Raw genomic sequence first — 11744 nt, forward strand, 5'->3', positions numbered from 1 at the left:
ATCAAGGGCGATTTTGCTTTTAAATCTTAAATTAATAACTAAAAATTGTAAAGTTACCAGCTTTCATGTTTTTAGTACATAACAACAGTGACTATTTTATCAACTTTTTTTCACCCTGATATTTTTTTCATAAACTTGTCTTTAAATATTATCTGAAATAAAATTTTCAGATTTACACTTAAAAGCAAAAAAAAATCGCAAAGCAATTGCTGCCCTGCGATTTTTTTTTATACGAATAAATACTAATATTCTATTTTACTAATATCATTTTTCTTGTCTCACTGAAATCATTTGTTTTCAGTGTATAAAAATATACTCCACTGTTAAGCTCGGTTGCATTAAAATTAACTTCATAAGTTCCTGCAGAAAGATTTTCGTTAATCAAAGTTCTTACTTCTCTTCCTCTTATATCATAAATTTTTAAAGATGCGAACGAAGAATTTTTTATATCAAAATTTATCTTTGTAGATGGATTGAACGGATTAGGATAGTTCTGCTTCAGTGCAAATCTTTCTGGAACCTGTGCGGAAGTCTGACCGACAAAAGTAAACCCGCCGTCAATTGTTCTGAAAGTATTTCCGCGTGAGCCGACTGCCCATCCTGTCATCTCATCGTAAAAATGTAAGCCGTATATTCCGTTAACAGAAGGAATAACCTGCTCTGCCCATGTTGCGCCGCCGTCAAGAGTTCTGAAAATTTTTCCGTTGTTGTAATCTACTCCGATGCAATATCCAACCTGCTCGCTCACAAATCTGATTCCAAAAAATACAGAACCGGGCTGCGCAGTTACATAGTAGCTGTTCCACGTTGCTCCGCCGTCTGTTGTTTTTATTACATCAGGGAAGTTAGGAATCCATCCTGTGTTTTCATTGATAAATGAAATGTCCCTGTTGCTTCCAGGTACAGATGACTGTACCCATGTTAATCCTGCATCGGTTGTTTTGTATAAATTATCCTGTCCTGTTACCCATCCTGTCTGACTGTTTATGAAACAGAAGCGGTTAAAATCCGAGCTTGCAGTTTTTACTACCTGCCATGTATTTCCGCCGTCGCCTGTTCTGTGAAGCTTGCCGTCAATTCCTGCTGCAAAACAAATCTGAGCACTGAGAGCATAGCATCTGTTTATTATTCCGGTTCCGTCAACTGACTGGTTTATCCATGTAGCGCCGCCGTCAGTTGTCTTTTTAAAGTTGTTTACATCGGCAGCTATCCAGCCTGTATTTGCATTTACAAAATGAACTGCATTGAAGTAAGCAGTTGAACCTGTTGGAACTGCCGTCCAGTTTGCGCCTCCGTCAATTGATTTTATCAATGCTCCATTACCGCCGCAAGCCCATCCTGTTAACGGATTTAAAAATCTAACTTCATTCAAATCCTGCATGGTAGAAGCAGTTCTGGCATAAATCCAGTTTGATGCATAAAGCTCACCGCCTGTTGTGGTTTTATAAACCATACCGCCGTTGCCGACTGCATAGCCTGTCAGCGTATTAGTAAACTCCAAACCGTAGAATCCGAATGAAGGGTAAGCTTTTTGTTTAGTCCATGTTGCGCCGCCGTTAACTGTCTTATAAATTCTTCCTTTGTAGTAATAATTTGAAGAGCCTATTATATAACCTGTCTGAGAATTTAAAAATCTTACTCCGTCAAAAACATTTCCGGAATCGGCAACTGCAAATGTCTGCCATGTATCTCCTCCGTCAGTTGTTCTTCTTACATTAGGATAACTTACAACCCAGCCAGTATTAGCAGTGATGAAACTTAAATCTCTGTTTGGACCTGTTAAAGAAAACTGAGTCCATGTATCTCCGCAGTTTGTAGTTTTCATTACGTAGTTAGTTCCTGATATCCATCCGGTCTGATTATTTATGAAGCTGAATCTGTTGTAATCTGAATTTGCAGAATGAATCACTGTCCATGTTGTTCCGCCGTCAATCGTGCGGTAAAGCTTTCCCTGTGCTCCTGCAGCAAAACAGATTTGGTCAGTAAGCGCATAACATCTGTTTAGAATTCCTGTACCGGATACAACCTGATTTACCCAGGTATCGCCTCCGTCGGTAGTCTTCTTAAAATTATTTACATCGGCAGCAATCCATCCTGTCAGCGCATTCACAAACTGAACGGCATTAAAATATGCGGATGAACCTGTAGGAACAACAGACCACGTAGCGCCTCCGTTAACGGTTCTTATTACTGCACCTGTACCTCCGCAAGCCCACCCTGTCTGTGAGTTAAGGAACTTGACTTCATTTAAATCCTGCGCAGTTACATTCTGAGAAATTCTATTCCAACCCGGCTGTGAGTAAAGGGAGTTTACAAACAGAAATAACACCTGAATTAAAATAAGTGAGAAAAATTTTGTTTTCATAGCTGTGAATTAATTTACTGAAAGAGTGACTGAAAAAAAATTGGTAAAAAAAATTCAGATTAAAAAATGGGAATAGGTTTTATAAAAACTAAAATATATTTCTTTACAGGGAAAGCAAAGAGTTACAATATTATCTTTTAATTTCTCTTTTGAGGAATGTTTAATATGATAAAATTAAGATTTAAAAAAATAAAAAGAAAGTATTTTATTATCCTTTTGGTAAGTAAAATAAGTTAAAGTAGTTTTTTAAATTTGCAAACATGTTATTTATTTTAAGAAAATGTTACAATAAAATTTAAAGAAAATTTTCAGTATTAATACGGAAAAAGCTTTCAGGTATTTACCCAACTAATTGTTTTGAATTTATCGTTTTTAAGTTTTAAATTGATTTATAGTGAGTGGTTGTAACCAAGTTAGGTAAGAACTTGCGTTGTTCAAATTGAGTTTAATTTCGAGGTTCTGAAAATTCGATAATTAAAACTTCTCTATAGGCAAGTGTATGTTAATCTAAAATTGGTTTTTTTTGAATACTCATGAAGTCAAACAAAACGACAGATATAGAGCAGTTCGTTATCAATACAGCAAGAGAGAAAAGAATGCAGAAAAGCATTTCACAAAGTGAATTAGCCCATCTGCTGAATGTATCACCGGGTTTTATCGGAAAGGTCGAAAGCTCTAACTATACGAGCAAGTACAACCTGAATCATATAAATAAGTTAGCGGATATTTTTAAATGCTCTCCGCGGGCTTTTTTACCGGAGACATCAATTTCAAGCTAGCTGTTGCTTACCGCGATAGTACTTTCATAAAAAGGATTTAGGGGGAGTAAATCCTAAAATATAAAATAAATTATTTGTTCATCTTTCGATAGGCACAGTCGGAAATGAGAAGGCATTACTTTGCCTAAAAATTTTCATTAACTATCTGCTTATCATTATGTATGAACTGAAAATCATTTCAGCATATCAAAGAGGGAAATTAAACTCCGAATATATTCTTATTGAAGTCCTTCGTGATACCAATTTGCATAACTACATCCTGTTCGATTCCTCTTATACAGAATTTCACTCTGCATCGAATGAATTTAAGCACACTTACTGGTTCCCCTACTGCGAGGTAAGGGAGGGAGACTACGTCTATCTCTACTCAGGCATGGGAGAGAACCGTAAGTCATATGATAACGCCTTAGATTACACTGAATATTTATTTTACTGGGGAAGACAGGAAAGTGCATGGGATCGCGGCATGGAAACTGCTTTTCTTTTTAGAATAAATCTTCCGCCTCAGATTTGCAACATTGAACGCAACATCGAGCCGGAGGTAAGAAAGCTGGCGTAATCTAATTAATAATTAATAATGAGTAATTAATAATTCTAAATTTGTAATAGAAAATTTAAAAAGGGAAAAATATTAATTATCCAGAATTGTAAAACGGCAGTAGAAAAATTGAGAAGGAAAATATTATTCTTTATCCATAATTGTAAATCGGAGTTAGAAAATTTTGAAAGGAAAAAAATTATTCATTATTAATTATTAATTATAAGAACTTGCTCGTAATCGGCAGTGGTTTGCCAGGGGAAAAATCCGCTGCCGGAGCTTTTATCTAATTAATAATTCTAAATCGGTAGTAGAAAATTTGAAAAGGAAATTATTATTTGTTATTCATAATTGTAAAACGGTAGTAGAAAAATTGAGAAGGGAAATATTATTCATTAACCATAATCATAAATTGGAGTTAGAAGATTTTGAAACGAAAAAAATTATTCATTATTAATTACTAATTATTAATTATAAGAACTTGCTCGTAATCGGCAGTGGTTTGCCAGGGGAAAAATCCGCTGCCGGAGCATTTATCTAATGAATAATTAATAATGTGTAATGAATAATTTTAAATCTGTGATAGAAAAATTTGAAAGAATAAAAATTATTCATTATTAATTACTAATTATTAACTATAAGAAGGTGATAGAAAATTTGGAGGGAAAAAATTATTCATTATTAATTATTAATTATTAATTATAAGAATGGTAACTTTTGCGATTTTAAGCTAAAATTAGTATAAATATATTTTAATTTTTTTTTAAATTAAACCACCCCTAATGGTTAAATGCATCCTCTCACTGTGGGAGAAATCGAATAAAAAACATAATTTAACGAGGTCAGAAACTCCGTATACCTGCTTTACATAATACGGAGGCCCCCGCTCTCCCTTATTTCCATATACTGCTTAAAAAGGGAGAGCATTTTTTTAATATGTCTCGTAGCTATAACTTCCTTTCCTCACTCCCTCAGAGTAAGTGCTTTGGTAACCTGTTTCCTTTATCAAGCCGTTATCGAAGTACTCAAAAGTTTTCTTCGAGGAAAAAGTTTCTTTGCCCGTCTTGCAGTCCTTATCATAATCTTCGTTGATAATTAAGTTAGCTCCGTCGTAAGTATATCGTGTTCCAAGAGCACTTTCATCGCCGGGTTTGCATCGAGTTTCTATAGAGATCAGCAGGTCGCCGCTGTAAGTCATTTTGTAATTCAGTTCCCCTGCGGGGTTGTTACTGCCCTTATTATAATAAGTAATCTTTACTGCATTACCCTGCGAATCGTTTTCATAGTAAGTAATATCTTCCTGGCTTCCCGATGCAACGGATTTTATCATAAAACCGTTATCGTCATAGGTAAATTCATTGGTAACTCCGTCACCTGTTTCATAGCCGAAGTATGATTCGCTTTCAAGCAATCCCTTTGAATTATATTTGAAAGTCGTGCTGTAAGATTCTTTACCGTTATCATAGTTTATAATCTCAGTCGGTCTTCCCTTCTTATCGTACTTGGATATAGTCTTGCTGCCGTCGCTGTAGATAATTGTTTCAGTCTTAACTTTGTTCTTTTTGTAAACAGCATATTGCTTTTCAAGGTCATACCTTGACTGCGAATAAGCTTGAGCTGTAAAAAATACGATTAAAAGTCCAATGAGAGAGAGTTGTTTCATATATTTTTAAGATTTAAAATTGAAATTAAAAAAGTCGGGTTTTAGTCGGGTTTTTCTGCAAAATAAAATCATGTAACTCATATCTCATAACTCATATCTCATAACTCATAACTAAAACCTCCGCAATTTACAATTTTCGGAAATACAATAAAATGAACTCTTCCCTATTAGTATTTATAGGGAATTTTAAAAATGAATTGTAAAAAATTAATTTATATTTTAGTTTATGTGCATTGTATAAATTTCCCTTAATTTATTAACCATATGAAAAGAATTACTTTTTTGTTAAGCAGTATTATAATTTTTTGTTCTGTATCACTTTATTCTCAGGATTTAAAAGTCACACAGGAATATGATAAATTTGATAAAGCAAATAAAATCACTTTAAAAACAATGCTGAGCTTTGATGAAAATGAGTCAGCAGGATTTATGGAGGCAAATAATCTTTTCCTTAACCCATATTTGATTATAGGAGAAACTGATACAACTCTTACTATGAATATGAGATATGCCAGCACTAAGCTGAAGCAGTTCTTAATGGTAAAACAATATGATAAAGCTAAGCTTTTAATTGATAATAAGCCTTTTGAAGTCGTTGCTCTTACTGCATCCGATACAGCATCAGGAGATATTGTGCTGGAAAATATAACTTATACTTTTCCTAAAGAACTGGCACAGGCAGTAAGCACTTGCAAATCTTTTGAAATGAAAATTAAAGGCAGTAAAAACACAAGCAGCGGCAAGATGGATGATGACGACCTTGCAATCCTCAGAAAATTTCTTAAAAAATACTACATAAAATAGTTTTAGGCAAAAAACTGAATTGAATTAGACGCTTAAAAAAGGTAAATTGTATAACATGGCGGATATAGCTCAGTAGGTAGAGCGTCAGATTGTGGCTCTGAATGTCACGGGTTCGAGCCCCGTTATTCGCCCACCACTTAGACCTGTCAGGTTTTTAATCCTGACAGGTCTTTTTTTTGCTGTTTAACTATTTTATTTGCCGTTGTTGATCTAGCGACCAACAACTAAACCGTGTGACTGTTGGTCGGGAGACCAACAGCGGCGTGAGGAATGTCTGACCTTGTCCTCCCCCTTAACAAGAGCTTGTCCCGCACTTGATGCGGGAGAGAGGTAGAGGGGGTTTAATGTTTCTAGTAAATCAAGTTACTCGTTAAACCACCCCTAACCCCTCCTTAGTAAGGAGGGGAACTTAAGCACAAAAAAACCTGATTCCACTTTCGCAAAATCAGACAGCATAACCCCCTCCTTCTCAAGGAGGGGGAAGGGGGTGGTTATCAATAAAAAAAGACCTGACAGGATTGAAAACCTGTCAGGTCCGATGAGCTTACTTTATACTTTATACTTTATACTTTATACTTGCTACCTTCTACTTAATCAGCACCATACTCTTCACCTCCGAAAAATTCTGTCCCGAAAGTTTATAATAATAAACTCCCGATGAGTAAGCCGATGCATTCCACTCAACTTCATAATATCCTGCATTAAGATTTTGGTTTACAATCTGTGATACAAGCTTACCTGTCAAATCATAAACTGAAACGTTCACTGCCTGATTGCTCAGCGAAGCAGGAACATTGAATCTTATCTTCGTAACAGGATTAAACGGATTTGGATAATTCTGCATCAGCGCAAACTTATCCGGTATCTGTGCTCCCGGCAGCTCGGTAATACCGACTGTCTCCGATGAAATCGCAATTCCGTTTATACCGGAAAAATTCGTCGTGCCGATAACAGTTCCTGCACCGGTTGTTGTATCAATAGAAACAAGCTTGCCGGTCTGGTTCGCAACTCCCGATATTCCCATTAACCTTCCCAGATGATTAAATGCTATCGAGGCAGTGAACGGCTGATTGACAGTCGCCACCAAAGTTGCTGCGCCGTTTGTTTTGTTTATTCTGTAAAGCTGCGAAGAAAGATTTATTCCCCATAGCTGTCCCGTAAGCGGATTGAAAGCAATAGAATATAAATTTGTAATGCCTGTATTTCCTACAGGGATTGTATCACCTGTTGCTGTATTTACTTTATAAATTTTTCCGTCAACTTCAGCTGCATATAAGTCATCGTTACTATCAAACGAAATACCTCTTACATTTTGCAGTTTCATTCCTGTCCTTATGTATCCGTCCCCTGCAGTGGAGTTGAGTCTTACCAGTGAAGTATTCTGATAAACTGCATACAATTGTTTATTGGAAGGTCTTATTGAAACTCCGTCAAGACTTCCGAACGACGTTGCGCCGATTACAAACGCTCCGCCGGTGTTTCTGTTTATATTCAGCAATTGCCCTGCTGACTGCGTACCCGTAACTCCGTATATCACTCCCGCCACTGCAGGATTTATAACATAAGCTTTTCCCTTCAGATAAAATTTTCTTGAAGGATTATTGGGGTCGTTAGATGAAATTTTTAATGTATCAATTATTGAACCCGTTGATGTCGGCTTGTAAATATACTTTACAACAAGAGAATCATTGAATTTAATCTTAACAGGATAAGTAAAATTTGATGCAAGCTGAAACTGCGCGCTGTTGTTTACAAGATTTGTAATGCGAAGCGTATCGCTTCCGAAATTATAAATATTAAATTTCATAGTATCGCTTACAGTCTGCACTTCCCTTGTTCCAAAGTTAAGCGAATCTACATAGGTAAAAATGCTTGGTGTCTGATACGGAAGAAGTCTCACCTGCCCCATCATTACTGCCCACGTATGCGCAGGGAACTCAGTGTACTCAGTCATCATCCATACGCTGTTCTGGTCAACAGGGTCAAGCCACATACCCATATAATCGCCCCATCTATTTCTTCCTGAGCCGAATGTCTTCACATAGTTTGCCTTCCCTTCCTGCAATGTTCTGCTTCCTATAAGAGTGTTAATCGGGTCTGTGTTCAATCGTGATGTATAAAATGCGCCGACGTATTCATTAACGCTTGAGCGCGAGTATGTTATACCGACGTTCATATCTTTATCAACTGTGATTGCAGGATAAAAATACCAGTAGCCGTCAACTCCCATAGCGCCGTCTTCAACGGCTGTATTAGTTGTTGTATTTATTTTTGTGTAATTGACTGCAGAGTATGCGCCGCCTGTTCCGCTTTTAACAGCGTGAGTCAGCCATAAAAATCCGTTCCTGTATTTCGGTTCATTGGATAAATTCGTTCCTCCTGTTTCAAGTAATGGGTCTCCGCCGCCAAGCTGATTTGCTCCCGCAGGTGACTGATACGAAGTAACAGGCACATTGACTGCGGTCATCGTTGGATTTGTAGTTGCGTTTGCAATCTTATATAAAACAAAAAATGTTCCCGGACTGTAAGGTGATGCAGCTGTTAAATAATATTCCGATGAAGTGCTGTACATTACAGTCGGTCTTACCCCGAATGTGCGTGAGTTTAAATTGTTCGGTTCGCGGATATCCCAGAAGTCCGTCCATGTTACTTGTCCCGGAGTTGCTGTGTACAGCTGTGATTTTTTTAATATGCGAATCTTCGAACCCTGAAAACCTCCGCCAAACTGAAATTGATTTGAAGTGAGATAAACTGCCTGGTCATCGAATCCCACTCCCTGATAATCACCCCAGTTATTTACTGTGGTAGAGCCCGTTGTGTTAGATGGGAATGCCCACTCGTTCCACTCGCCTATTGCAGAAGAATCTTTTGATACAGAGACGATGTAGTAAGAGCGTGTAGGTGAGTCCTGCTGATGCAGCCATACCATTATCCAGCGTTTTGCAAAGTGATCGTATGAAATTTTCGGGTCAAAAGCGCTTGCTCCCGGCAATGCAGCATTGCACCATATACTTGCGTTGATGGTAGTTAATACCGTGCCGTTCTTATCCCAGATTCTTATTCTGCCGTTATCGCAGCCGACTAAGTGCATAGGTCCCGCAGCAGCATAAGGGTCAGGTGGAATGTATCCGCCTGGATCCAAAAACGCCTGAAACTTTTTTAATAATACGGGCTCATCTGTTTGTCCCACTCTATCGCCCGATACATTTTTATCGGCAAATAAATTTGCTCCTTCGGGAGCGAGCGGCGCAGTTGTGTTGTAAGCCGATGGTAATGGTTGAAATTTTATTTTATTTCTTGGATTTCTTTTAACGAAGGGTGAGAGTTCATCTCCGCCTCTGTTCATAAGAAAGTTGTTGGTGTTTATGGTAACTCCGGTTGCAACAGAACCTGATGCAGGTCCCTGATACAATTGCCCGAAAGAAATACACGGCGCAAGGAGCAGGAAAAATAATATTATTCTCTTCATTAAAAATGAGGGTTTAGTCTGCAACAAAATAACTTTTTTAAAACTTTATTAATAGGGAGAGGAGAATGTAGAATGTAGAATGTAGAATGTAGAATTATGAATTATGAATTATGAATTATGAATTATGAGTTGTGAATTCTGCAGACAGTATAATAAGTGCTATAGTTCTTCCCCCTCCTTTTCAAGGAGGCTTGTCCCGCAGTTCTTTTGTAGGAGGTGCAGGGGGAGGTAAAAGAAACATGTGGCTGTGGTCAGGAGACCAACAGCGGCAGAAATAGAGAATGTTCTCCCCCTTAACAAGAGCTTGTCCCGCACTTGATGTGGGAGGGAGTTAGAGGGGGTTTAATGTGTAACAGGGAAATGCTTTAGGAATTATTACCTGAATTATTTTTTCTTCCCATTTACCGCCCCCTAAATCCCTCCCGCCTTTGGCGGGACAGGCTCTCCTTAGTAAGGAGGGGGACTTCAGTTTATACAGAATTTATAGTTGACGCAGTCTCACGACCAACAGCGGCGGAATGTAGAATTTGTATTATAAGCGAATACTGGATATATTGTTCCCCCTCCTTTTCAAGGAGGGGGTTAGGGGGTGGTTAAATTTTATTTATGACAAAGTTCAAATCAGAAGTTTGCGACCGATGAAATTAGTACTATTGTTCCCATCCTTACTAGGGGGGAGAACATTCTCTAACCATTTTATAATTCATAACTCATAATTTACAAAACCTCATACCCTATCGGCTTAAAGGAATAATTATTTGACATCTCTGCCGAGCAGGCAGTCATGCCGACTATCAGATCCATCTTTGCTTCAATAATAATATAATCCCCTGCCTTACTTTTTGGCGGAAGCACAGCAATTTTACCTGACTCGCCGTCAATGCTTACATTCATAAAAACATTAAAGCAAACCGGAATATCATCCGGCTCGATGCCGTACTCCTTCAGCGACTCTGATAAATTCCCGAAGCAGCCGCGGTGCGGATTTTTATCTCCGTAAATAATTCTGAATGTATCTGCGCTGCACGGAGTCAATAAAAAATCATGACGCCCGACTTTATCCTCAATAATCTCAAACATAATATTGCTTCTGTTGGAATAAAAAACATCTCCAGCAGTTAAAAATATTTTCTCTGCGTAATCGATTGTTCTCCCTGAGGAAAGATATTCTTTTTTATCATGGAGATTAAAACAGATGAAGTCCGAAACCTGCTCGCCTTTTATATCAGTAATTTTCAGCCGCTGACCTTTTTTCAGAGTGAACGCCGTTCCGCTTCTCGGTGGAATTGTATTCATTAATTTTTTGAAGGTACTTTATTTATATTAAACGGACATTTCCAGTCAGAATTATATTGCTTGCCGCTGTACTGATAAACTTCAGACTGCTCGCCGAAATCTTCAAGCATAGGATTTATCGAGCCGGAAAATTCCACATCGCGCTTTCTTACAATGTTTTTCATTTTAGCATAACGCTTATCTGCGCGCATTTTTTCAAACTGTGAATGAGGATTGAACACCAGTGCAGGATATTTGAATCTGCGCGCCAATCTGCTGCTGGCGGGATTTAAGCCAATCACAAAAAACGCTTCTTCTTTAATGCTGTAACTGAACTCAGGCGAAGACGGGTCTGCGCTAACTCGTTTATCATAATTGAAAATTTTTGAATCCATATTTGAAAGCATCTGCAGTTTCATCCACAGCATTTTATCGAACATCTCTTCAGTAATATCTTCAGGTTTTTTAAAAATAACAACTGCGCTGTGAAACTGTGTTTCAGCGGCGCGGTATTCATCAATAAAGTCGTATAAGAATTTTAAAATGTTGTGATTATCCTGCGGGCATGCCATGTGTCCCGAGACGTGAAATTTTATCTGCTCTTTATTAAGAGCAGCCCGCGCAGCTACGCAGGGGAATTCTTTAGTTTCTAAAAAAGATTTGAACTCATTGATGTAAAACTTGTTTGTTGGTTCTGTTAAAGTTGGAATTTCTTGTGTTTCTATCATCATTCGGAATTAATTCTATAAATTAAAGCGAGGCATTTTTACCTGCACAACTATATAGTTTTCAATTAATATGCCGGGATGCGTTTTATAAACCTTATAAAAATATGATAGTTAGCTTATTTA

General features: G+C 37.6%; 8 protein-coding genes and 1 tRNA gene. 4 read left to right on the forward strand and 5 right to left on the reverse strand.

Annotation, left to right across the window (positions count from 1 at the left end):
- Nucleotides 1–250: 250 nt before the first annotated feature.
- A complete protein-coding gene (locus JST55_14920) occupies nucleotides 251–2365 on the reverse strand; it encodes a T9SS type A sorting domain-containing protein (protein MBS1494806.1) in 2115 nt (704 codons plus the stop codon).
- 533 nt (nucleotides 2366–2898) lie between these two features.
- Here JST55_14920 and JST55_14925 point away from each other — a divergent pair.
- Both JST55_14925 and JST55_14930 read left to right on the forward strand, forming a co-directional pair.
- Complete coding sequence (locus tag JST55_14925) at nucleotides 2899–3144, forward strand: helix-turn-helix transcriptional regulator (protein ID MBS1494807.1); 246 nt, start codon at nucleotides 2899–2901, stop codon at nucleotides 3142–3144.
- 157 nt (nucleotides 3145–3301) lie between these two features.
- On the forward strand, nucleotides 3302–3703 hold the full coding sequence (locus JST55_14930; protein MBS1494808.1) for a hypothetical protein: 402 nt from the start codon (nucleotides 3302–3304) through the stop codon (nucleotides 3701–3703).
- 910 nt (nucleotides 3704–4613) lie between these two features.
- On the opposite strand, the gene JST55_14935 is transcribed toward JST55_14930, so the two are convergent.
- Nucleotides 4614–5345, reverse strand: coding sequence for a hypothetical protein (locus JST55_14935; protein MBS1494809.1), 732 nt, complete (start codon nucleotides 5343–5345; stop codon nucleotides 4614–4616).
- A gap of 264 nt (nucleotides 5346–5609) precedes the next feature.
- Between JST55_14935 and JST55_14940 the strand changes: the two genes are divergently transcribed.
- Nucleotides 5610–6149 carry a hypothetical protein gene (locus tag JST55_14940; protein MBS1494810.1) on the forward strand — a complete coding sequence of 180 codons (540 nt, stop codon included), beginning with the start codon at nucleotides 5610–5612 and terminating at the stop codon, nucleotides 6147–6149.
- Nucleotides 6150–6206: 57 nt separating this feature from the next.
- Nucleotides 6207–6281: transfer RNA gene (locus JST55_14945), tRNA-His, on the forward strand.
- 454 nt (nucleotides 6282–6735) lie between these two features.
- Here the strand turns inward: JST55_14945 and JST55_14950 are convergent.
- From JST55_14950 to JST55_14960, 3 genes are all read right to left on the reverse strand, one after another.
- On the reverse strand, nucleotides 6736–9618 hold the full coding sequence (locus JST55_14950) for a T9SS type A sorting domain-containing protein (GenBank protein ID MBS1494811.1): 2883 nt from the start codon (nucleotides 9616–9618) through the stop codon (nucleotides 6736–6738).
- Nucleotides 9619–10335: 717 nt separating this feature from the next.
- Complete coding sequence (locus JST55_14955) at nucleotides 10336–10914, reverse strand: urea carboxylase-associated family protein (GenBank protein ID MBS1494812.1); 579 nt, start codon at nucleotides 10912–10914, stop codon at nucleotides 10336–10338.
- Nucleotides 10914–11624 carry a YqcI/YcgG family protein gene (locus JST55_14960; GenBank protein MBS1494813.1) on the reverse strand — a complete coding sequence of 237 codons (711 nt, stop codon included), beginning with the start codon at nucleotides 11622–11624 and terminating at the stop codon, nucleotides 10914–10916. The genes JST55_14955 and JST55_14960 overlap by 1 nt, the downstream gene beginning before the upstream one ends.
- Between the last annotated feature and the right edge of the window lie 120 nt (nucleotides 11625–11744).

This window comes from Bacteroidota bacterium (assembly GCA_018266835.1).
Lineage (GTDB): Bacteria > Bacteroidota > Ignavibacteria > Tepidaquicellales > Tepidaquicellaceae > JAFDZO01.

Coding starts and splice junctions, on each gene's coding strand:
- JST55_14920 (MBS1494806.1), bottom strand. CDS start 2,365: ATGAAAACAAAATTTTTCTCACTTATTTTAATTCAGGTGTTATTTCTG.
- JST55_14925 (MBS1494807.1), top strand. CDS start 2,899: ATGAAGTCAAACAAAACGACAGATATAGAGCAGTTCGTTATCAATACA.
- JST55_14930 (MBS1494808.1), top strand. CDS start 3,302: ATGTATGAACTGAAAATCATTTCAGCATATCAAAGAGGGAAATTAAAC.
- JST55_14935 (MBS1494809.1), bottom strand. CDS start 5,345: ATGAAACAACTCTCTCTCATTGGACTTTTAATCGTATTTTTTACAGCT.
- JST55_14940 (MBS1494810.1), top strand. CDS start 5,610: ATGAAAAGAATTACTTTTTTGTTAAGCAGTATTATAATTTTTTGTTCT.
- JST55_14950 (MBS1494811.1), bottom strand. CDS start 9,618: ATGAAGAGAATAATATTATTTTTCCTGCTCCTTGCGCCGTGTATTTCT.
- JST55_14955 (MBS1494812.1), bottom strand. CDS start 10,914: ATGAATACAATTCCACCGAGAAGCGGAACGGCGTTCACTCTGAAAAAA.
- JST55_14960 (MBS1494813.1), bottom strand. CDS start 11,624: ATGATGATAGAAACACAAGAAATTCCAACTTTAACAGAACCAACAAAC.